Genomic DNA, 21,428 nt, shown 5'->3' with positions numbered 1-21,428 from the left:
GCCAATGTAGCCGCTGCAACCTAATTCAAGTTTCGGGAGAGTAAACATGGGCAAAATCATCGGTATCGACCTGGGGACCACCAACTCGTGCGTCTCCATTCTGGAAAACGGTAACGTCAAAGTCATCGAGAACGCCGAAGGCGCGCGTACCACCCCTTCGATCGTGGCCTACGCCAACGATGGCGAGATCCTGGTTGGCCAGTCGGCCAAGCGTCAGGCCGTCACCAACCCGCACAACACCCTGTTCGCAGTGAAGCGCCTGATCGGCCGTCGCTTCGAAGAAGATGTCGTGCAGAAAGACATCAAGCTGGTTCCGTACAAGATCGTCAAGGCCAACAACGGTGACGCCTGGGTCGAAGCCAGCGGCAAGGAAATGGCGCCGCCGCAGATCAGCGCCGAAGTCCTGAAGAAAATGAAGAAGACCGCCGAAGACTACCTCGGCGAGCCAGTGACCGAAGCGGTCATCACCGTGCCGGCCTACTTCAACGACAGCCAGCGCCAGGCCACCAAGGACGCCGGTCGCATCGCCGGTCTGGACGTCAAGCGCATCATCAACGAGCCGACCGCCGCTGCACTGGCCTACGGCATGGACAAGGCCAAGGGTGACCACACTGTCATCGTGTATGACCTCGGTGGTGGTACCTTCGACGTTTCGGTCATCGAAATCGCTGAAGTCGACGGTGAGCACCAGTTCGAAGTACTGGCCACCAACGGCGACACCTTCCTGGGTGGCGAAGACTTCGACATGCGCCTGATCGACTACCTCGTCGATGAGTTCAAGAAAGAGTCCGGCATGGACCTGAAGAACGATCCGCTTGCTCTGCAGCGTCTGAAGGAAGCTGCTGAAAAGGCCAAGATCGAGCTGTCCTCCGCTCAGTCGACCGACGTCAACCTGCCGTACATCACTGCAGATGCGACCGGTCCTAAGCACCTGAACGTGAAGATCTCCCGCGCCAAGCTGGAGTCGCTGGTCGAGGACCTGGTCAACCGTACCATCGAGCCTTGCCGCATCGCTCTGAAGGACGCCGGTATCGATGCCAGCAAGATCGACGACGTGATCCTGGTCGGCGGCCAGACCCGTATGCCGCTGGTACAGAAGGCCGTTGCCGACTTCTTCGGCAAGGAAGCACGCAAGGACGTCAACCCGGACGAAGCCGTCGCCATGGGTGCTGCCATTCAGGGCGCGGTCCTGGCCGGTGACGTCAAGGACGTTCTGCTGCTGGACGTCAGCCCGCTGACCCTGGGTATCGAAACCATGGGTGGCGTGATGACTGCGCTGATCGAGAAGAACACCACCATCCCGACCAAGAAGTCGCAGGTGTTCTCGACGGCTGATGACAACCAGAGCGCCGTGACCATTCACGTGCTGCAAGGTGAGCGCAAGCAGGCTGCGCAGAACAAGTCGCTGGGTAAATTCGACCTGGCCGACATTCCGCCAGCCCCGCGTGGTGTTCCGCAGATCGAAGTGACCTTCGACATCGATGCCAACGGCATCCTGCACGTGAGCGCGAAGGACAAGGCCACTGGCAAGTCCCAGTCGATCGTGATCAAGGCCAACTCGGGTCTGTCCGACGAGGAAATCGAACGCATGGTGCGTGACGCCGAGGCCAACGCCGAGGAAGACCGCAAGTTCGAAGAGCTGGCCGCTGCTCGTAACCAGGGTGATGCGCTGGTTCATTCGACCCGCAAGATGGTCACCGACGCTGGCGACAAGGCCACTGCCGAAGAGAAAGCGGCGATCGAAGCGGCTGTGGTTGCACTGGAAGCTGCCCTGAAGGGTGACGACAAGGCTGCCATCGATGCCAAGGTCGAGGAACTGTCCAAGGTCTCCGCGCCGGTTGCCCAGAAGATGTACGCCGAGCAACAGGCCGAACAGCCTCAGGGCGGCGCACAGCAGGCCGAGCCGGAAGCCAAGCACGATGACGTGGTCGACGCCGAGTTCGAAGAAGTAAAAGACAACAACAAGCAGTAATCCCTGCATGTTGTCGGCCAGCTCATCGTCTGATGTCGGTGAGCTGGTAGGATGTCGCCGCGCGGGGGCTTGCTCCCGCGTTGGTGTGTCTGGAATTCGAGAATTTTTACAGCATCTGTCAGGGCGCAATCGTGTGGTGGCAGGTGCTGACGGCGTGGCGCAGCAAGCGCATGAACGCGCCGAATGCCCCCAAGAGTGCAATGACCTATGGCAAAGCGTGATTTTTATGAGGTCCTGGGTGTCGAGCGCGGCGCCAGCGAAGGTGACCTCAAGAAGGCCTATCGCCGCCTGGCGATGAAGTACCACCCGGACCGCAACCCGGGCGATAAAGAATCGGAAGACAAATTCAAGGAAGCCAACGAGGCTTACGAGGTTCTGTCCGATGCCAGCAAGCGCGCAGCCTACGACCAGTACGGACATGCCGGCGTCGATCCGAGCATGGGTGGTGGCGGTGCCGGCTTTGGTGGCGCTAACTTCTCGGACATCTTCGGTGATGTCTTCAGTGACTTCTTCGGTGGTGGGCGCGGCGGCTCCCGTGGCGGTGCGCAGCGCGGCAGCGACCTGCGCTACACCCTTGAGCTGAACCTCGAGGAGGCCGTGCGCGGCACTACGGTCAGCATCCGTGTGCCAACCCTGGTCAACTGCAAGCCTTGCGATGGTTCCGGTGCGAAGAAGGGGTCGACCCCGTCGGCCTGCCCAACCTGTGGCGGCATCGGTCAGGTGCGCATGCAGCAGGGCTTCTTCTCGGTGCAGCAAACCTGCCCGCGCTGCCATGGCCAAGGCAAGATCATTACCGATCCTTGCACCGCCTGTCATGGCGAGGGACGTGTCGAGGAATACAAGACGCTGTCGGTCAAGGTGCCGGCGGGTGTCGATACCGGCGATCGCATTCGTCTTTCTGGCGAAGGCGAGGCGGGGACCCATGGTGGTCCGACCGGTGACCTCTATGTCGTCATCAGTGTGCGTGAGCACGCTATCTTCCAGCGCGACGGCAAGCACCTGTACTGCGAGGTGCCGATCAGCTACACCGATGCGGCCCTGGGTGGTGAGCTGGAAGTGCCCACCCTCGATGGTCGGGTCAAGCTCAAGATTCCGGAAGGCACTCAAACCGGCAAGCAATTCCGTCTGCGTGGCAAGGGCGTAGCCCCTGTGCGCGGTGGCGGGGCTGGCGACCTGCTGTGCCGAGTGGCTGTGGAGACCCCGGTCAACCTCAGTCGACGTCAGCGCGAGCTGCTCGAGGAGCTGCGCGACTCGTTGCAGGGCGACAGCTCCCATTCGCCCAAGGCCAGTGGCTGGTTCGAGGGTGTGAAGCGCTTCTTCGGCGATCTCTGACAAGGAACAGGCTATGCGACGTATTGCGGTAATGGGCGCGGCGGGACGGATGGGCAAGACCCTTGTCGAGGCTGTGCAGCAACAGGCGCCCCAGGCTGGCCTGACGGCGGCCATTGATCGTCCGGACAGCTCTCTGGTCGGGGCCGATGCCGGCGAACTGGCGGCCTTGGGGCGGATCGGTGTGGAAATCTCCAGTGATCTGTCCAAGGTCGCTGACGAATTCGATGTGCTGATCGACTTCACTCACCCGTCGGTGACGCTGAAGAACCTCGCCTTCTGTCGCAAGGCAGGCAAGGCGATGGTGATTGGTACTACCGGTTTCACGCCAGAGGAAAAAGAGCAGTTGGCCGAGGCGGGCAAGGAGATTCCGATTGTCTTTGCCGCCAATTTCAGCGTCGGCGTCAATCTTTGCCTCAAGCTTCTGGATACCGCCGCGCGGGTGTTGGGCGACGAGGTGGATATCGAGATCATCGAGGCGCACCACCGCCACAAGGTCGATGCACCTTCGGGTACTGCCTTGCGTATGGGAGAAGTAGTTGCCCAGGCGTTGGGTCGTGATCTGGGAGAAGTGGCGGTCTATGGGCGTGAGGGGCAGACCGGTGCCCGCGATCGTAAGACCATCGGCTTCGCCACGGTGCGCGCCGGTGATGTAGTGGGGGACCATACCGTGTTGTTCGCCGCTGAAGGCGAACGCGTGGAGATCACTCACAAGGCCTCCAGCCGCATGACCTTCGCCAAGGGGGCGGTGCGTGCCGCGCTATGGCTGGAGGGGCGCGAGCCAGGCCTGTACGACATGCAGGATGTGCTCGAGCTGCGTTAAAGCAAGTTAGAGAGGCGCCTCGCGGGCAAGCCCGTTCCTACAGCAATAGCGTCGCTTTGATGTGCGGCGCGGTTTTTGTGGGAGGGCGGGCCACCCGTGAAGGAGTCGCCGATGTCAGCCTGTCGCATTCCTGTGTTTCAGAGACACATACGCGGTAGACCTAAAACGTAATTTTCTGTAAGCTACAGCTTTAGTGTGTCCACTAAAAGCGCGCAGCGAATTGAATTCAGCACATGAAAGCGGGGTGACGTGTCCATACGTCACTCCGCTTTTTTGCAACCTGCGATCGCCCTTTCATGCTTGATTTACGGGAGGTCTTCTTGACAAAGCCAGCCATACTCGCCCTTGCCGACGGCAGTATTTTCCGCGGTGAAGCTATCGGTGCCGACGGTCAGACCGTTGGTGAGGTGGTATTCAACACCGCTATGACCGGCTACCAGGAAATCCTTACAGACCCTTCCTATGCGCAGCAAATCGTTACCCTGACCTACCCGCACATTGGCAATACCGGTACCACACCGGAAGACGCCGAGTCGAACCGTGTCTGGTCCGCTGGCCTGGTTATCCGTGACCTGCCCCTGCTGGCCAGCAACTGGCGCAACACCCAGTCGCTGCCTGACTACCTCAAGGCCAATAATGTCGTCGCCATCGCTGGCATCGACACTCGTCGCCTGACCCGAATCCTGCGCGAAAAGGGCGCCCAGAACGGCTGCATCCTCGCCGGTGACAACATCAGCGAAGAAGCCGCCATCGCCGCTGCTCGCGCCTTCCCAGGCCTCAAGGGTATGGACCTGGCCAAGGAAGTTTCCACCAAGGAACGCTACGAATGGCGCTCCAGTGTGTGGAATCTGGCAACCGACAGCCACCCGACTCTGGAAGCTGCGGACCTGCCCTATCACGTGGTGGCCTACGACTACGGCGTCAAGCTGAACATTCTGCGCATGCTGGTTGCCCGTGGCTGCCGCCTGACCGTCGTGCCGGCCCAGACCCCTGCCAGCGAAGTCCTGGCCCTTAATCCGGATGGCGTATTCCTGTCCAACGGCCCTGGCGATCCCGAGCCATGCGACTACGCGATCCAGGCGATCAAGGACATCCTCGAGACCGATATTCCGGTCTTTGGTATCTGCCTCGGCCACCAGTTGCTAGCCCTGGCTTCTGGCGCCAAGACTGTCAAGATGGGCCACGGCCATCACGGTGCCAACCACCCGGTCCAGGATCTGGACACCGGCGTGGTCATGATCACCAGCCAGAACCACGGTTTCGCCGTCGACGAAGCCACCCTGCCGGGCAACGTCCGCGCCATCCACAAGTCGCTGTTCGACGGTACCCTGCAGGGCATCGAGCGCACCGACAAGAGCGCGTTCAGCTTCCAGGGCCACCCTGAAGCGAGCCCAGGCCCGACCGACGTCGCGCCACTGTTCGATCGTTTCATCGATGCCATGGCCAAGCGCCGCTGAGCATCCTGCATCAAGGCCCCGGGGCGGCAAGTGCCGCGCCCGGAAGCGCCTGACCCAGATTGTTCAAGACGGCTTGCCGACTGACCCGCGGATTTGAGTGACAACCATGCCAAAACGTACAGACATCAAAAGCATCCTGATTCTCGGCGCTGGCCCGATCGTGATCGGCCAGGCCTGCGAATTCGACTACTCCGGCGCCCAGGCCTGTAAAGCCCTGCGCGAGGAAGGTTTCCGCGTCATCCTGGTGAACTCCAACCCGGCCACCATCATGACCGACCCGGCCATGGCCGATGCCACCTACATCGAGCCGATCAAGTGGCAGTCGGTGGCCAAGATCATCGAAAAAGAGCGCCCTGACGCACTGCTGCCGACCATGGGCGGCCAAACCGCGCTGAACTGCGCCCTGGACCTGGAGCGCCACGGCGTTCTGGAAAAATTCGGCGTCGAGATGATCGGTGCCAATGCCGACACCATCGACAAGGCCGAAGACCGTTCGCGCTTCGACAAGGCGATGAAGGCCATTGGCCTTGAGTGCCCGCGCTCCGGTATCGCCCATAGCATGGAAGAAGCCAATGCGGTGCTCGAGCGCCTGGGCTTCCCGTGCATCATCCGTCCGTCCTTCACCATGGGTGGCACGGGTGGCGGCATCGCCTACAACCGTGAAGAGTTCGAAGAGATCTGCGCCCGTGGTCTGGACCTTTCGCCGACCAAGGAGCTGCTGATCGACGAATCGCTGATCGGCTGGAAGGAATACGAAATGGAGGTTGTCCGTGACAAGAAGGACAACTGCATCATCGTCTGCTCCATCGAGAACTTCGACCCGATGGGTGTGCATACCGGTGACTCCATCACCGTTGCACCAGCGCAGACCCTGACCGACAAGGAATACCAGATCATGCGCAACGCCTCCTTGGCGGTACTGCGCGAGATCGGCGTCGAAACCGGCGGTTCCAACGTCCAGTTCGGTATCTGCCCGAACACCGGCCGCATGGTCGTGATCGAGATGAACCCGCGTGTATCGCGCTCCTCGGCGCTGGCCTCCAAAGCCACTGGCTTCCCGATCGCCAAGATCGCCGCCAAGCTGGCGGTGGGGTATACCCTCGACGAACTGCAGAACGACATCACCGGCGGCCGTACCCCGGCGTCCTTTGAGCCGTCGATCGACTATGTCGTCACCAAGCTGCCGCGCTTTGCCTTCGAGAAGTTCCCCAAAGCCGACGCCCGCCTGACCACCCAGATGAAATCCGTGGGTGAAGTCATGGCCATTGGCCGTACCTTCCAGGAGTCCCTGCAGAAAGCCCTGCGTGGTCTGGAAGTGGGTGCATGCGGCCTTGACCCGAAAGTCGACCTGGCCAACCCGGAAGCCAACAGTATCCTCAAGCGCGAGCTGACCGTGCCAGGCGCCGAGCGTATCTGGTACGTCGCCGACGCCATGCGCGCTGGCATGACCTGCGAGCAGATCTTCGACCTGACCGGCATCGACATGTGGTTCCTGGTGCAGATGGAAGACCTGATCAAGGAAGAAGAGAAGGTCAAGACCCTGGCTCTGTCGTCGATCGACAAGGACTACATGCTGCGCCTCAAGCGCAAGGGCTTCTCGGACCAGCGTCTGGCCAAGCTGCTCGGCATCACCGACAAGAACCTGCGCCGTCACCGCCACAAGCTCGAAGTGTTCCCGGTGTACAAGCGCGTCGACACCTGCGCTGCCGAGTTCGCCACCGACACCGCTTACCTGTACTCGACCTATGAGGAAGAGTGCGAGGCCAACCCATCGACCCGTGACAAGATCATGATCCTGGGTGGTGGCCCGAACCGTATCGGCCAAGGTATCGAGTTCGACTACTGCTGCGTACACGCTGCCCTCGCGCTGCGTGAAGATGGTTACGAGACCATCATGGTCAACTGCAACCCGGAAACCGTCTCCACCGACTACGACACTTCCGACCGTCTGTACTTCGAACCGCTGACCCTGGAAGACGTGCTGGAAGTCTGCCGCGTCGAGAAACCGAAGGGCGTCATCGTTCACTACGGCGGCCAGACCCCGTTGAAACTCGCCCGCGCCCTGGAAGAAGCCGGCGTACCGATCATCGGTACCAGCCCGGACGCTATCGACCGCGCCGAAGACCGCGAGCGCTTCCAGCAGATGGTTCAGCGTCTGAGCCTGCTGCAGCCGCCAAACGCCACCGTGCGCAGCGAAGAAGAAGCCATCAGCGCCGCTGGCGGCATCGGCTACCCGCTGGTGGTGCGTCCTTCTTACGTACTGGGCGGTCGTGCCATGGAGATCGTCTACGAGTTGGACGAACTCAAGCGCTATCTGCGTGAAGCGGTGCAGGTCTCGAACGACAGTCCGGTACTGCTCGACCACTTCCTCAACTGCGCCATTGAAATGGACGTGGATGCGGTCTGCGACGGTACTGACGTGGTGATCGGCGCGATCATGCAGCACATTGAGCAGGCCGGTGTTCACTCCGGTGACTCGGCATGCTCGCTGCCACCTTACTCGTTGAGCAAGGAAGTGCAGGACGAAGTCCGCGTTCAGGTCAAGAAAATGGCTCTGGAGCTGGGTGTCGTCGGTCTGATGAACGTGCAGCTGGCCCTGCAGGGCGACAAGATCTACGTGATCGAAGTCAACCCACGCGCCTCGCGTACCGTACCGTTCGTCTCCAAGTGCATCGGCACTTCGCTGGCGATGATCGCGGCTCGAGTCATGGCTGGTAAGACCCTGAAAGAGCTGGGCTTCACCCAGGAAATCATTCCGAACTTCTACAGCGTCAAAGAAGCCGTCTTCCCGTTCGCGAAGTTCCCAGGTGTTGACCCGATCCTCGGCCCTGAGATGAAATCCACCGGTGAAGTCATGGGTGTCGGCGACAGCTTCGGTGAAGCCTTCGCCAAGGCCCAGATGGGTGCCAGCGAAGTGCTGCCAAGCGGTGGTACCGCCTTCATCAGCGTGCGTGACGACGATAAGCCGCAGGTTGCGGGTGTCGCTCGCGACCTGATCGCCCTAGGCTTCGAAGTGGTTGCTACCGCAGGCACCGCCAAGGTCATCGAGGCGGCTGGCCTGAAGGTGCGCCGTGTGAACAAAGTGACCGAAGGTCGTCCGCACGTGGTCGACATGATCAAGAACGACGAAGTGTCGCTGATCATCAACACTACCGAAGGTCGTCAGTCGATCGCCGATTCCTACTCGATTCGTCGCAATGCGCTGCAGCACAAGATCTACTGCACGACCACCATTGCGGCTGGTGAAGCCATCTGTGAAGCGCTGAAATTCGGTCCCGAGAAGACCGTTCGCCGCTTGCAGGATCTGCACGCAGGACTCAAAGCATGAGCATTACCAAGTACCCAATGACCGTCCAGGGCGCTCGCGCCCTGGAAGAGGAACTGCTCTTCCTGAGCAAGACCGAGCGTCCGCGCCTGAGCCAGGCGATCGGTGAAGCGCGGGAGCTGGGCGACCTCAAGGAAAACGCCGAATACCATGCCGCTCGTGAAGAGCAGGGTATGGTCGAGGCGCGTATCCGCGATATCGAAGGGCGTCTGCAGAACTCGGTGGTGATCGATGTCACCACCATTGCCCACACCGGCAAGGTGATCTTCGGTACCACCGTGGACCTGGAGAACACTGAGACCGGCGATCAGGTTTCCTACCAGATCGTGGGTGAGGATGAGGCGGACATCAAGAAGGGCAAGCTCTCGGCGAGCGCGCCGATTGCCCGTGCCATCATCGGCAAGGAAGAAGGCGACACCGTCGTCGTCAACACGCCAAGCGGCACGGTCGAGTACGAGATTGTCGAAGTCAAGCACATCTGACCGGCGCCTACGCGCGCCGTCCCTTGAGGGCATCCTCTGGCAACTGGCCCAGGTATTCTGGGTCGGTGGCCTGTGGGTTTTTCATGTGGGATTGGTGCCGGCACTCAAGGTGACGGGCCTTGCGCCCTTGTTGGTGCAGGATGTGGCTGCCCAGATTGACCGCTGGTTGATCGGCGTCGCGCTGCTTGGCCTGATGACCCAGCTGGCGGTATTGGCGAGGGTAGACGGTCTGGCGGCCTGGTGGCGACAGTTCCGTGGGCAGATGCTTTTGCTCGGCTTCGGTGCCTGTGTTGGCTATTACACGCTGCGCTACGGGATTTCCGTGGGTGAGCGTTGGCAGATGTTCTGCTTTTTAGTGCTGGGCTTCTCCGGCATCGTGCTGGTGGCCCAACCGGTCCCGGTCAGGGCGCGTCCATCGCGCCACTGACCGGAGCCACCGTCACTTGTAACGGTGGATATTGGACAGCTGCTTGTTCGGCTGCGGATTTTTGCGATAGATCAGCGCTTTCTTACCGATGGTCTGTACCAGTTCGGCGCGGCCGGCCTTGCACAGTTCGGCAATGGCGGCAGCGCGCTCTTCGCGATCTTCCGAGCGGATTTCGACCTTGATCAGTTCATGATCGGTCAGTGCGCGTTCCAGTTCGGCGATGACGCCTTCGTTCAAGCCATTGCCCGCGACGATCAAGACCGGCTTCAGGTCGTGACCAATCGATTTGTATTGTTTCTTCTGCTCGTTATTGAGCGGCATAATCTGACCCTTTTCGTCTGATTCTGTAAAATTGGCGGCCATTTTACCCGAGGGCCCGTGGCTCCGCCCAGTCAATCACGACGCTAATCATCGAGGTGCCCCGTGGCGCAACGTTCCAAGAGCAGCCATAACTGGCTGAGAGAGCATTTCAACGATCCTTTCGTCAAGCAGGCGCAGAAGGATGGCTATCGCTCGCGCGCGAGCTACAAGCTGCTGGAGATCCAGGAAAAGGACAAGCTGATCCGCCCCGGCATGAGCGTGATCGATCTCGGTGCCGCGCCGGGTGGCTGGTCGCAGGTGACCAGTCGTCTGATTGGTGGTCAAGGGCGGCTGATCGCCTCTGACATCCTGGAAATGGACTCGATCCCCGACGTTACCTTCATTCAGGGCGACTTTACCCAGGATGAAGTGCTGCAACGGATCCTCGAGGCGGTGGGCGATTCGCATGTGGACCTTGTGATTTCAGACATGGCCCCCAATATGAGTGGTACGCCCGCCGTGGACATGCCGCGTGCCATGTTCCTCTGCGAGCTGGCCCTGGACCTGGCGTGCCGCGTGCTTCGCCCGGGTGGGGATTTCCTGATCAAGATTTTCCAGGGCGAAGGTTTCGACCAGTACCTGAAGGACGTACGTGGCAAGTTCGACAAGGTGCAGATGCGCAAACCGTCGTCGTCGCGTGATCGCTCCCGTGAGCAGTACCTGTTGGGACGCGGCTTCAAGGGGGCGTGAGAGGCGTTTTGCGGATCGGCCGATAGTTATTTCCAATCGGCGGTTCCGTCAGGATCGTCCGAACTTCGTGTAGTCTAGCTTTCACAAAGGGTTACAGACGGCGCCTGCGGATGCGTAGGTAATGTAGTAAGTTAGGGCGGTGAATATCATGCGAGGCACGGCTGCGTCGTGCGCCGACCTCAGAGGGTAGCTAATTGAACGACATGGCAAAGAATCTGATCCTGTGGTTGATCATCGCGGCTGTCCTTGTGACGGTGATGAACAACTTCTCCAGCCCGAACGAGCCGCAGACCCTCAACTATTCCGACTTCATTCAGCAGGTCAAGGACGGGAAGGTCGAGCGTGTTACCGTCGACGGCTATGTCATCACCGGCAAGCGTACCGATGGCGACAACTTCAAGACCGTTCGTCCGGCCATCACCGACAATGGCCTGATCGGCGATTTGGTCGACAACCATGTCGTGGTTGAAGGCAAGCAGCCGGAACAGCAGAGCATCTGGACTCAGTTGCTGGTGGCCAGCTTCCCGATCCTGGTCATCATCGCCGTGTTCATGTTCTTCATGCGCCAGATGCAAGGCGGTGCGGGCGGCAAGGGCGGCCCGATGAGTTTTGGCAAGAGCAAAGCGCGCCTGCTGTCCGAAGACCAGGTCAAGACCACTTTGGCCGATGTCGCGGGTTGCGATGAGGCCAAGGAAGAAGTCGGCGAGCTGGTCGAGTTCCTGCGCGATCCGGGCAAATTCCAACGTCTGGGTGGTCGCATTCCGCGTGGTGTGCTGATGGTCGGACCGCCCGGTACCGGTAAAACGCTGCTGGCCAAGGCCATCGCGGGCGAGGCCAAGGTGCCGTTCTTCACCATTTCCGGTTCCGACTTCGTCGAGATGTTCGTCGGTGTAGGCGCCAGCCGTGTGCGCGACATGTTCGAGCAGGCGAAAAAGCACGCCCCTTGCATCATCTTCATTGATGAGATCGACGCCGTTGGCCGCCACCGTGGCGCCGGCATGGGCGGCGGTCACGACGAGCGTGAGCAGACCCTCAACCAGTTGCTGGTGGAGATGGACGGCTTTGAAATGAACGATGGCATCATTGTCATCGCTGCCACCAACCGTCCTGACGTGCTCGACCCTGCGCTGCTGCGACCCGGTCGCTTCGACCGTCAGGTGGTGGTCGGCCTGCCGGATATCCGCGGTCGTGAGCAGATCCTCAAGGTGCATATGCGTAAGGTGCCGGTTGGCGAGAACGTCAATGCCGCCGTCATCGCCCGCGGTACGCCAGGTTTCTCCGGTGCCGACTTGGCCAACCTGGTCAACGAGGCTTCTCTGTTCGCCGCGCGCGCCAGCAAGCGTCTGGTTGAGATGAAGGAGTTTGAGCTGGCCAAGGACAAGATCATGATGGGTGCCGAGCGCAAGACCATGGTCATGTCCGAGAAGGAAAAACAGAACACCGCCTACCATGAGGCAGGTCATGCCATTGTCGGTCGTCTCGTTCCCGAGCATGACCCAGTCTACAAGGTCTCGATCATTCCGCGCGGTCGTGCGCTGGGTGTGACCATGTTCCTGCCTGAGGAAGACCGCTACAGCCTTTCCAAGCGGGCGCTCGTCAGTCAGATCTGCTCGCTGTACGGTGGCCGTATCGCTGAAGAAATGACCCTGGGCTTCGATGGCGTCACAACCGGTGCGTCCAACGACATCATGCGCGCCAGCCAGATTGCCCGGAATATGGTTACCAAGTGGGGCTTGTCCGAGAAGCTCGGCCCGCTGATGTATGCCGAAGAAGAGGGCGAGGTGTTCCTCGGTCGCAGTGCGGCGAGCCAGCATGCCAGCGTCTCGGGTGAGACTGCCAAGCTGATCGACTCCGAAGTGCGCAGCATCATTGACCATTGCTACGCCACCGCCAAGCAGATCCTCACCGACAACCGCGACAAGCTCGACGCCATGGCCGAAGCCTTGATGAAGTACGAGACCATCGATGCCGATCAGATCGACGACATCATGGCCGGTCGTACGCCGCGTGAACCGCGCGATTGGGATAATGATGCCGGCACCTCCGGCAACCAGGCCTCCCAAGATGATCGTCCGGAGTCGCCAATCGGCGGTCCAGCGGCTCAACACTAAGGGCATCTATGACCTCACAGCAGTACCCGACCCGGTTGCCTTGCGGCAACCGGGTTCTTGATTTGTCCCGTACCCATGTCATGGGTATCCTCAATATCACCCCTGATTCCTTCTCCGATGGCGGGCGCTTCAATCAGCGCGACGAGGCCTTGCGCCATGCCGAGGCGATGGTGGCTGCCGGCGCGACGCTGATCGACATCGGCGGCGAGTCCACGCGTCCCGGCGCTAGAGCGGTGTCGCCGACCGAAGAGCTGGAGCGAGTGGCGCCCATGGTCGAGGCAATCAACAGCCGGCTCGACGTCATCATCTCGGTCGATACCTCCACGCCTGCAGTCATGCGCGAATCCGCTCGGCTAGGTGCGGGATTGATCAACGACGTACGGGCTTTGGAGCGTGATGGTGCCCTGGATGCTGCCGCCGACACGGGTCTGCCGGTGTGCCTGATGCACATGCGCGGCGAGCCGGGCACCATGCAGGACAATCCGCATTACGACGATGTCTCCGCTGACGTGACGCGCTATCTTGAAGAGCGGATGGCCGCATGCGCCGTCGCAGGGATTGCCGCTGACCGAATCATCCTCGATCCGGGTTTTGGCTTTGCCAAGACGCTCGATCACAACCTCAGCCTCTTCAAACACATGGAAGTGCTCTATCGCCTGGGCCGGCCGTTGCTGGTCGGTGTCTCGCGCAAGAGCATGATCGGCCTCACGCTCGATCGCCCCGTTGGCGAGCGGCTTTACGGCAGCCTGGCGCTGGCCGCATTGGCCATGACCAAGGGAGCCAGCATCCTGCGTGTGCACGATGTGGCCGAGACCGTCGACGTGGTGCGAATGATCACTGCGGTGCAGAACGCCGAATAAGAACATTGGAGTCCCTATGAGCAGAAAATACTTTGGTACCGACGGTATCCGTGGCCGCGTCGGCGAATACCCGATCACCCCTGACTTCATGCTGAAGTTGGGGTGGGCAGCGGGCATGGCGTTCCGCAAGCAGGGCAATTGCCGCGTCCTGGTGGGCAAGGACACCCGGATTTCGGGCTACATGTTCGAGTCCGCGCTCGAAGCGGGCCTCTCTGCCGCCGGTGCCGATGTGATGTTGCTCGGCCCCATGCCGACTCCGGCGATCGCTTACCTGACTCGAACCTTCCATGCAGAGGCCGGCATTGTCATCAGTGCTTCGCACAATCCACACGATGATAACGGCATCAAGTTCTTCTCCGGCCAAGGCACCAAATTGCCCGACGAGGTCGAGCTGATGATCGAGGAATTGCTCGATCAGCCGATGACTGTGGTCGAGTCCAGCAAGCTGGGCAAGGTTTCCCGCATCAACGACGCGGCGGGCCGTTACATCGAGTTCTGCAAGAGCAGCGTGCCCACCAGTACCAATTTCGAGGGGCTCAAGCTGGTGGTCGATTGTGCTCATGGTGCTACCTACAAGGTGGCGCCAAGCGTGTTCCGTGAGCTCGGCGCCGACGTCACCGTACTGCATGCCCAGCCTGACGGGCTGAACATCAACGAAGGCTGCGGCTCGACCCATATCGAGTCGCTGCAGGCCGCCGTATTGGTGGGCCATGCCGACCTTGGGATCGCCTTCGATGGTGATGGCGACCGTGTGCTGATGGTCGACCATACCGGCGCCATCGTTGATGGTGACGAGCTGCTGTTCATCATCGCCCGCGACCTGAAAGATCGAGGCAAGCTGCAGGGCGGTGTGGTCGGCACGCTGATGAGCAACCTGGGCTTGGAGCTGGCGCTCAAGGACCTGGACATTCCGTTTGCCCGGGCCAAGGTGGGTGATCGTTATGTGATGGCCGAGCTGCTCGAGCGCGACTGGCAGCTCGGCGGCGAGAATTCTGGACACGTCGTGTGCTGCAATCACACCACCACCGGAGATGCGATCATTGCCGCGCTGCAGGTGTTGCTGGCGCTCAAGCGCCGGGGCGAGACGCTTGCTCAGGCCCGCCAGGGGCTGCGCAAGTGCCCGCAGGTGCTGATCAATGTGCGCTTTGGCGCGAGCAAGGTGGACCCACTGGAGAACCCTGCCGTGCAAGAGGCCAGCGCCAAGGTCACCGAGGCCATGGCCGGGCGCGGGCGTGTGCTGCTGCGTAAGTCCGGTACCGAGCCTCTGGTGCGAGTGATGGTCGAAGGCGACGACGAAAACCAGGTCCGCGGTCATGCCGAAGCCTTGGCCAAATTGGTCGCTGAAGTTTGTGCCTGAAATAGGCTTGCCAGCGCAGATCCGGTTGGGTAAGATCTGCGCCCACTTTGATCGACGAGGTAAAGCATGCGTCGCCCCATGGTAGCTGGTAACTGGAAGATGCACGGTACCCGCGCCAGCGTCGCTGAGCTGACCGAAGGCTTGAGCAATCTGGCCTTGCCGAGCGGAGTGGAAGTCGCGGTGTTTCCGCCGTCGCTGTTCATCAATCAAGTGATTGAAGGGTTGCAGGGCAAGGGAATCACCGTCGGCGCACAGAATTCTGCTGTACAGCCCGAGCAGGGCGCGCTGACTGGCGAGATTGCGCCGAGTCAGCTGGCTGAAGCAGGCTGCAAGCTTGTGCTGGTCGGGCATTCGGAGCGTCGCCAGATCGTTGGCGAAAGCGATGAAGTGCTCAATCGCAAGTTCGCAGCCGCTCAGGCAAGTGGTTTGAAGCCTGTGCTCTGTGTGGGGGAAACCCTTGAGGAGCGCGAGGCAGGCAAGACGCTGGAAGTGGTTGGGCGTCAGCTGAGCAGTATCATCGATGAATTCGGTGTTGCCGCTTTTGCCAACGCTGTAATTGCCTATGAGCCTGTTTGGGCCATCGGTACAGGTCTGACGGCGACGCCTCAGCAAGCTCAGGATGTGCATGCAGCCATTCGAGCCCAGCTGGCGGCGCAGGACGCCGAAGTTGCCGCGAAAGTGCAGCTTCTTTATGGCGGCAGCGTGAAGGCGGCCAATGCGGCCGAACTGTTCGGCATGCCGGATATCGATGGGGGGCTCATTGGTGGAGCGTCCCTGAACGCAGACGAATTCGGTGCAATTTGTCGCGCCGCAGGAAACTGAACAAATGCTGGAAACAGTCGTAGTTGTTTTTCATCTGTTGGCTGCACTGGCTGTGGTAGTGCTGGTTCTGTTGCAACAGGGTAAAGGTGCGGAAGCAGGTGCATCTTTCGGCGCAGGTGCTTCAAATACTGTGTTCGGAAGCCAAGGTTCCGCTACCTTTTTGAGTAAAGTTACTGCTATACTTGCTGCCACTTTCTTTTTGACTGCTCTTGGGTTAGGATACTTCGCTAAAGAGAAAGCTCATCAGCTGACTCAAGCAGGTCTGCCAGATCCAGCGGTTCTGGAAGTCAAAGAGCAGAAGCCGGCAGTAAATGATGATGTACCGGTGCTCCAGGAGAAGAAGAGCGAAGCCACCAACGCTGGTGACGTACCTCCTCCAACCGAAGAGCAGAAGTAACGGGTTTCAAGAAGTAGTATTGCCGAGGTGGTGGAATTGGTAGACACGCAACCTTGAGGTGGTTGTGCCCATAGGGTGTAGGGGTTCGAGTCCCCTTCTCGGTACCAATTGAAGCATGAGAGCCCGCTTTAGCGGGCTTTCTTGCAGGTGGAGGTTAGATTGACCCTGTAGCGGGTTCGGTCTTATACTTTCGCCCCAGCTTTGTCGCGGGGTGGAGCAGCTTGGTAGCTCGTCGGGCTCATAACCCGAAGGTCGTTGGTTCAAATCCAGCCCCCGCAACCAGCTTCAGCGGAGCCCCTTTTCAGGGGCTTTTTGCTAGCTGAACAGTTCTTGCGCCGTTGTCCAACGGCGCTTTCAGGGATGGGCGCTTTGCCCATTTTTTATTTGCACAGCATGCACGAGGGGGTTCAGGTGTCGAGCAAGCTAGAACAGTTGCAGGCCTTGTTGGCCCCGGTGGTCGAGGGTCTGGGCTATCAATGCTGGGGGATCGAATACGTTTCCCAGGGTAAGCATTCGGTCCTGCGCATCTATATCGACAAGGAAGGCGGAATCCTGGTGGACGATTGCGAAGCTGTCAGTCGCCAAGCCAGTGCCATTCTGGATGTGGAAGATCCGATCACCAACGAATATACCCTCGAGGTGTCCTCTCCTGGCATGGACCGCCCGCTGTTCACTCTGGAACAGTTTGCCTCGCATGCCGGCGAACAAGTGAAGATCAAGCTGCGTACGCCCTTCGAAGGTCGTCGTAACTTCCAGGGCCTTCTCCGCGGTGTGGAGGATCAGGATGTGGTGGTCCAGGTGGACAACCATGAGTTCCTGTTGCCGATCGACTCGATCGACAAGGCCAATATTATTCCCAGTTTTGACTGAGACGTGCCGGGCCCGGCGGACTATCCGGGCCCAATGGCTTGCGCAAGGCGAGGCGTACGATGAGCAAAGAAGTACTGCTGGTTGTTGAATCGGTATCCAACGAAAAGGGTGTACCACCCGGCGTCATTTTCGAAGCGCTGGAAGTGGCCCTGGCCACTGCAACCAAAAAACGTTTTGAGGACGAAGTCGACCTGCGTGTGGAGATCAACCGCCACACCGGTAGCTACGAGACCTTCCGTCGCTGGACCGTGGTTGACGAAGCCGATCTGGATGATCCGGCGATCGAAACCTGGTTGAGCAAGATCCACGAGACCCACCCTGATGCCAAGGTCGGAGACGTGATCGAAGAGAAGATCGAGTCGATCGAATTCGGCCGCATCGCCGCCCAGACCGCCAAGCAGGTGATCGTGCAGAAGGTCCGCGAGGCCGAGCGCGCCCAGGTGGTTGATGCCTACCGTGAGCGTGTTGGCGAGATCATCTCCGGCACCGTCAAGAAGGTGACCCGCGACAACGTCATCGTTGACCTTGGCAACAACGCCGAGGCCCTGCTGGCCCGCGAGGACATCATCCCACGCGAAACCTTCCGTGTCGGTGTCCGCCTGCGTGCACTGCTCAAGGAAATCCGCACCGAGAACCGCGGCCCTCAGCTGATCCTGTCGCGCACCGCGCCGCAGATGCTGATCGAGCTGTTCCGCATCGAAGTGCCAGAGATCGCTGAAGGTCTCATCGAAGTCATGGCCGCCTCCCGTGATCCGGGGTCGCGTGCCAAGATCGCCGTCCGCTCCAAGGACAAGCGCATCGACCCGCAAGGTGCCTGCATCGGCATGCGTGGTTCGCGCGTCCAGGCCGTATCCGGCGAGCTGGGTGGTGAGCGCGTGGATATCGTCCTGTGGGATGAGAACCCGGCGCAGTTCGTCATCAACGCCATGTCGCCGGCCGAAGTCGCGGCGATCATCGTTGATGAAGATGCCCATGCAATGGACATCGCAGTCGCCGAAGACAACCTGGCCCAAGCCATTGGCCGTGGTGGTCAGAACGTTCGCCTGGCCAGTCAGTTGACCGGCTGGACCCTGAACGTGATGACCGAGAAGGACATCCAGGCCAAGCAACAAGCAGAAACCGGCGACATCCTGCGCAACTTTATCGAGGAACTGGAAGTCGACGAGGAGCTGGCCCAAGTGCTGGTCGACGAAGGCTTCACCAGCCTCGAAGAAATTGCCTACGTACCGTTGGAAGAAATGCTCAACATCGATGGCTTTGACGAGGAAATCGTCAACGAGCTACGCGCTCGTGCCAAGGACCGTTTGTTGACCAAGGCCATCGCTACCGAAGAAAAACTGGCAGACGCCCATCCGGCCGACGACCTGCTCTCCCTCGAGGGTATGGACAAGGATCTGGCGGCGGAACTGGCGGTGCGCGGCGTGGTTAACCGCGAAGACCTGGCCGAGCAGTCGATTGACGATCTGCTCGACATCGACGGCATCGACGAAGAGCGTGCCGGCAAGTTGATCATGGCCGCCCGAGCCCATTGGTTCGAGTAATTAGGCGCGGCCTGAGGAGAGAAGTGCATGACGCAAGTCACGGTGAAAGAACTGGCCCAAGAGGTCGAGGCACCGGTAGAGCGCCTGCTGCAGCAGATGCGTGAGGCAGGTCTGCCGCACACCGACGCCGGTCAGGTAGTGACCGATAACGAGAAGCAGGTTTTGCTGACTCATCTGAAAAGCAGCCACAAGAGCAAGGCGGAAGAGCCGCGCAAGATCACCTTGCAGCGCAAGACCACCAGCACCCTGCGTGTCGCCGGTAGCAAAAGCATCAGCGTAGAAGTACGCAAGAAGAAAGTATTCGTGCAGCGCAGCCCGGAGGAAATCCAGGCTGAGCAGAAGCGCGAGCTGGAGGAGCGCCGTGCAGCCGAGAATGCCGCACGCGAGAAGGCGGACGCCGAAGCTCGCCAGCGCGCTGAGGAGCAGGCGCGTCGTCAAGCGGCTGAAACCGCTGCCCAAGCGCCTGTCGAGAAAGCTGCGCCTGCAGCGGTAGCGGCCCCGGCTCCGGTTGTTGCCGAGGCACCTGCGTCCGAAGATGCCGCTGCGCGTGCCGCTGAGCGCAAGAAGGACGAGACTCGTCGCAACGAAAGCCGTGTCCGTGACGAAGACCGTCGTGGTGGTGAGCGCCGTGGCGAAGCCCCGCGCGTTTCCATCAAGGTCAAGGTCAAGGAAAAGGAAAAGGCGCCGACCCCTCGCGCGGCCCCACGTACCACCGACGAAGAGAGCGATGGTTTCCGTCGCGGTCGCGGTGGCAAAGGCAAACCGAAGAAGCGCAACCAGCATGGTTTCCAGAACCCGACCGGTCCAGTCATCCGTGACGTGACCATCGGCGAGACGATTACTGTTTCCGAACTTGCACAACAGATGTCGGTCAAGGCCGCTGAAGTCGTCAAGTTCATGTTCAAGCTGGGGACCCCGGTCACCATCAACCAGGTGCTCGACCAGGAAACCGCTCAGTTGGTAGCCGAAGAACTGGGCCACAAGGTGACCCTGATCAGCGACACCGCTCTGGAAGACTCCCTGGCAGAATCGCTGAAGTTCGAAGGCGAGACCGAGCCGCGTGCACCGGTAGTGACCGTAATGGGTCACGTCGACCACGGTAAGACCTCGCTGCTCGACTACATCCGTCGTGCCAAGGTTGCTGCAGGCGAGGCCGGCGGCATTACCCAGCACATCGGTGCCTACCACGTCGAAACCGATCGTGGCATGGTCACCTTCCTCGACACCCCTGGCCACGCCGCGTTCACCGCGATGCGTGCCCGTGGTGCCAAGGCCACCGACATCGTGATCCTGGTAGTGGCGGCGGACGACGGCGTGATGCCGCAAACCCGCGAAGCCGTCCAACACGCCAAGGCTGCCGGTGTTCCGCTGGTGGTTGCGGTTAACAAGATCGACAAGCCGGGTGCCGACATCGATCGCATTCGTAACGAACTGGCTGTTGAAGGCGTGACCTCCGAGGATTGGGGTGGTGACACTCCGTTCGTCAAGGTTTCCGCGAAGATGGGTACCGGTGTCGACGAACTGCTCGAGGCCGTGCTGCTGCAGGCAGAGATCCTCGAGCTGACCGCCACGCCAACCGCACCTGGTCGTGGTGTCGTGGTCGAGTCGCGCCTGGACAAGGGCCGCGGCCCGGTCGCTACCATCCTGGTTCAGGACGGTACGCTGCGTCAGGGTGATATGGTCCTGTGCGGCTCCAACTATGGCCGCGTGCGTGCCATGCTCGACGAGAACGGCAAGCCTGTGAAGGAAGCCGGCCCGTCGATCCCCGTCGAAATTCTCGGTCTGGACGGCACTCCGGAAGCCGGTGACGAGCTGTCCGTGGTCGCCGACGAGAAGAAAGCCCGTGAAGTCGCCCTGTTCCGTCAGGGCAAGTACCGCGAGGTCAAGCTGGCCCGTGCTCACGCCGGCAAGCTGGAAAACATCTTCGAGACCATGGGTCAGGAAGAGAAGAAGACGCTCAACATCGTCCTCAAGACCGACGTGCGTGGTTCTCTGGAAGCGCTGCAGGGCTCGCTGTCGGGCCTGGGCAACGACGAAGTTCAGGTGCGCGTGATTGGTGGCGGTGTCGGTGGTATCACCGAGAGCGATGCCAACTTGGCGCTGGCGTCCAACGCGGTGCTGTTCGGCTTCAACGTTCGTGCCGATGCCGGTGCGCGCAAGATCGTCGAGCAAGAAGGTCTGGATATGCGTTATTACAACGTGATCTACGACATCATCGAAGACGTCAAGAAGGCCCTGACCGGCATGCTCGGCAGCGATGTTCGCGAGAACATCCTGGGTGTCGCCGAAGTACGTGACGTGTTCCGCTCGCCGAAGTTCGGCGCCATCGCTGGCTGTATGGTCATCGAGGGTACCGTGTACCGCAACCGTCCGATCCGCGTACTGCGCGAGGACGTGGTGATCTTCGAAGGCGAACTGGAATCGCTGCGTCGCTTCAAGGACGATGCTGCCGAAGTTCGTTCGGGCATGGAGTGCGGTATTGGCGTCAAGAGCTACAACGACGTCAAGGTCGGCGACAAGATCGAAGTCTTCGAGAAAGTCCAGGTGGCACGTACCCTGTAAGGGCCGTGCCGGGCGCAAGCCCCGCCCTTGGGCGGTTTGCGGC

General features: G+C 60.5%; 17 protein-coding genes and 2 tRNA genes. 18 read left to right on the top strand and 1 reads right to left on the bottom strand.

From position 1 onward, the window contains the following. The first annotated feature begins 46 nt into the window (after nucleotides 1–46). The 7 genes from dnaK (at nucleotide 47) to J5X93_RS22620 (ending at nucleotide 9,815) form a co-directional block, all read left to right on the top strand. Entirely contained in the window at nucleotides 47–1,972 is a 1,926-nt protein-coding gene (gene dnaK / locus J5X93_RS22650) for a molecular chaperone DnaK (protein WP_043210119.1), read from the top strand. A 207-nt stretch (nucleotides 1,973–2,179) separates the two neighbouring features. After that, nucleotides 2,180–3,304 (top strand): molecular chaperone DnaJ, encoded by a 1,125-nt coding sequence (gene dnaJ, locus J5X93_RS22645; RefSeq protein WP_043210117.1) that lies wholly within the window; start codon nucleotides 2,180–2,182, stop codon nucleotides 3,302–3,304. A gap of 13 nt (nucleotides 3,305–3,317) precedes the next feature. Further along, nucleotides 3,318–4,124 carry a 4-hydroxy-tetrahydrodipicolinate reductase gene (dapB, locus tag J5X93_RS22640; protein ID WP_043210115.1) on the top strand — a complete coding sequence of 269 codons (807 nt, stop codon included), beginning with the start codon at nucleotides 3,318–3,320 and terminating at the stop codon, nucleotides 4,122–4,124. A gap of 320 nt (nucleotides 4,125–4,444) precedes the next feature. Next, the gene (gene carA / locus J5X93_RS22635; RefSeq protein ID WP_043210113.1) at nucleotides 4,445–5,581 is read left to right on the top strand and encodes a glutamine-hydrolyzing carbamoyl-phosphate synthase small subunit; all 1,137 of its coding nucleotides are present in this window, start codon (nucleotides 4,445–4,447) and stop codon (nucleotides 5,579–5,581) included. A 106-nt stretch (nucleotides 5,582–5,687) separates the two neighbouring features. Continuing rightward, nucleotides 5,688–8,909: a carbamoyl-phosphate synthase large subunit gene (gene carB, locus J5X93_RS22630; protein WP_043210112.1), complete on the top strand. Its 3,222-nt coding sequence runs from the start codon at nucleotides 5,688–5,690 to the stop codon at nucleotides 8,907–8,909. Next, nucleotides 8,906–9,388 carry a transcription elongation factor GreA gene (greA, locus tag J5X93_RS22625; RefSeq protein ID WP_080642091.1) on the top strand — a complete coding sequence of 161 codons (483 nt, stop codon included), beginning with the start codon at nucleotides 8,906–8,908 and terminating at the stop codon, nucleotides 9,386–9,388. Before carB ends, greA begins: the two co-directional genes overlap by 4 nt. Continuing rightward, nucleotides 9,366–9,815, top strand: a complete 450-nt coding sequence (locus J5X93_RS22620; protein ID WP_052352448.1) for a hypothetical protein — start codon at nucleotides 9,366–9,368, stop codon at nucleotides 9,813–9,815. The genes greA and J5X93_RS22620 overlap by 23 nt, the downstream gene beginning before the upstream one ends. 12 nt (nucleotides 9,816–9,827) lie before the next feature. On the opposite strand, the gene yhbY is transcribed toward J5X93_RS22620, so the two are convergent. Next, a complete protein-coding gene (gene yhbY, locus J5X93_RS22615; protein ID WP_023378620.1) occupies nucleotides 9,828–10,136 on the bottom strand; it encodes a ribosome assembly RNA-binding protein YhbY in 309 nt (102 codons plus the stop codon). A gap of 102 nt (nucleotides 10,137–10,238) precedes the next feature. Here yhbY and rlmE point away from each other — a divergent pair, with 102 nt between their 5' ends. From rlmE to infB, 11 genes are all read left to right on the top strand, one after another. Next, nucleotides 10,239–10,865 carry a 23S rRNA (uridine(2552)-2'-O)-methyltransferase RlmE gene (gene rlmE, locus J5X93_RS22610; protein WP_043210105.1) on the top strand — a complete coding sequence of 209 codons (627 nt, stop codon included), beginning with the start codon at nucleotides 10,239–10,241 and terminating at the stop codon, nucleotides 10,863–10,865. A gap of 203 nt (nucleotides 10,866–11,068) precedes the next feature. Beyond that, nucleotides 11,069–12,976: an ATP-dependent zinc metalloprotease FtsH gene (ftsH, locus tag J5X93_RS22605; protein WP_043210103.1), complete on the top strand. Its 1,908-nt coding sequence runs from the start codon at nucleotides 11,069–11,071 to the stop codon at nucleotides 12,974–12,976. Between the two features lie 8 nt (nucleotides 12,977–12,984). Further along, on the top strand, nucleotides 12,985–13,836 hold the full coding sequence (gene folP, locus J5X93_RS22600) for a dihydropteroate synthase (protein WP_043210099.1): 852 nt from the start codon (nucleotides 12,985–12,987) through the stop codon (nucleotides 13,834–13,836). Nucleotides 13,837–13,852: 16 nt separating this feature from the next. Next, the gene (glmM, locus tag J5X93_RS22595; protein WP_043210097.1) at nucleotides 13,853–15,193 is read left to right on the top strand and encodes a phosphoglucosamine mutase; all 1,341 of its coding nucleotides are present in this window, start codon (nucleotides 13,853–13,855) and stop codon (nucleotides 15,191–15,193) included. 66 nt (nucleotides 15,194–15,259) lie between these two features. After that, a complete protein-coding gene (tpiA, locus tag J5X93_RS22590; protein ID WP_102082016.1) occupies nucleotides 15,260–16,015 on the top strand; it encodes a triose-phosphate isomerase in 756 nt (251 codons plus the stop codon). Between the two features lie 4 nt (nucleotides 16,016–16,019). Further along, nucleotides 16,020–16,412, top strand: coding sequence for a preprotein translocase subunit SecG (gene secG / locus J5X93_RS22585; protein WP_043210094.1), 393 nt, complete (start codon nucleotides 16,020–16,022; stop codon nucleotides 16,410–16,412). A gap of 21 nt (nucleotides 16,413–16,433) precedes the next feature. Continuing rightward, nucleotides 16,434–16,519, top strand: a tRNA-Leu gene (locus J5X93_RS22580). Nucleotides 16,520–16,617: 98 nt separating this feature from the next. After that, nucleotides 16,618–16,694, top strand: a tRNA-Met gene (locus J5X93_RS22575). Nucleotides 16,695–16,823: 129 nt separating this feature from the next. Beyond that, complete coding sequence (gene rimP / locus J5X93_RS22570; protein ID WP_043210161.1) at nucleotides 16,824–17,282, top strand: ribosome maturation factor RimP; 459 nt, start codon at nucleotides 16,824–16,826, stop codon at nucleotides 17,280–17,282. A gap of 59 nt (nucleotides 17,283–17,341) precedes the next feature. Then, on the top strand, nucleotides 17,342–18,823 hold the full coding sequence (gene nusA, locus J5X93_RS22565; protein ID WP_043210092.1) for a transcription termination factor NusA: 1,482 nt from the start codon (nucleotides 17,342–17,344) through the stop codon (nucleotides 18,821–18,823). A gap of 27 nt (nucleotides 18,824–18,850) precedes the next feature. Further along, nucleotides 18,851–21,385 carry a translation initiation factor IF-2 gene (infB, locus tag J5X93_RS22560; RefSeq protein ID WP_043210090.1) on the top strand — a complete coding sequence of 845 codons (2,535 nt, stop codon included), beginning with the start codon at nucleotides 18,851–18,853 and terminating at the stop codon, nucleotides 21,383–21,385. Nucleotides 21,386–21,428 lie beyond the last annotated feature (43 nt).

Origin of the sequence: Pseudomonas sp. BYT-1, assembly GCF_023611805.1 — a bacterium.
In the GTDB taxonomy this organism is placed as follows: Bacteria; Pseudomonadota; Gammaproteobacteria; order Pseudomonadales; family Pseudomonadaceae; genus Aquipseudomonas; species Aquipseudomonas guariconensis.
The sequence above is the reverse complement of the archived record's forward strand: the minus strand, read 5'-3'. Positions and strand labels throughout refer to the sequence as shown.

Bases quoted from the DNA above. Each gene is read 5' to 3' on its own strand.
- infB (WP_043210090.1), top strand. From the start codon at position 18,851: ATGACGCAAGTCACGGTGAAAGAACTGGCCCAAGAGGTCGAGGCACCG.
- tpiA (WP_102082016.1), top strand. From the start codon at position 15,260: ATGCGTCGCCCCATGGTAGCTGGTAACTGGAAGATGCACGGTACCCGC.
- nusA (WP_043210092.1), top strand. From the start codon at position 17,342: ATGAGCAAAGAAGTACTGCTGGTTGTTGAATCGGTATCCAACGAAAAG.
- dnaJ (WP_043210117.1), top strand. From the start codon at position 2,180: ATGGCAAAGCGTGATTTTTATGAGGTCCTGGGTGTCGAGCGCGGCGCC.
- secG (WP_043210094.1), top strand. From the start codon at position 16,020: ATGCTGGAAACAGTCGTAGTTGTTTTTCATCTGTTGGCTGCACTGGCT.
- dnaK (WP_043210119.1), top strand. From the start codon at position 47: ATGGGCAAAATCATCGGTATCGACCTGGGGACCACCAACTCGTGCGTC.
- ftsH (WP_043210103.1), top strand. From the start codon at position 11,069: ATGGCAAAGAATCTGATCCTGTGGTTGATCATCGCGGCTGTCCTTGTG.
- glmM (WP_043210097.1), top strand. From the start codon at position 13,853: ATGAGCAGAAAATACTTTGGTACCGACGGTATCCGTGGCCGCGTCGGC.
- yhbY (WP_023378620.1), bottom strand. From the start codon at position 10,136: ATGCCGCTCAATAACGAGCAGAAGAAACAATACAAATCGATTGGTCAC.
- folP (WP_043210099.1), top strand. From the start codon at position 12,985: ATGACCTCACAGCAGTACCCGACCCGGTTGCCTTGCGGCAACCGGGTT.
- carB (WP_043210112.1), top strand. From the start codon at position 5,688: ATGCCAAAACGTACAGACATCAAAAGCATCCTGATTCTCGGCGCTGGC.
- greA (WP_080642091.1), top strand. From the start codon at position 8,906: ATGAGCATTACCAAGTACCCAATGACCGTCCAGGGCGCTCGCGCCCTG.
- dapB (WP_043210115.1), top strand. From the start codon at position 3,318: ATGCGACGTATTGCGGTAATGGGCGCGGCGGGACGGATGGGCAAGACC.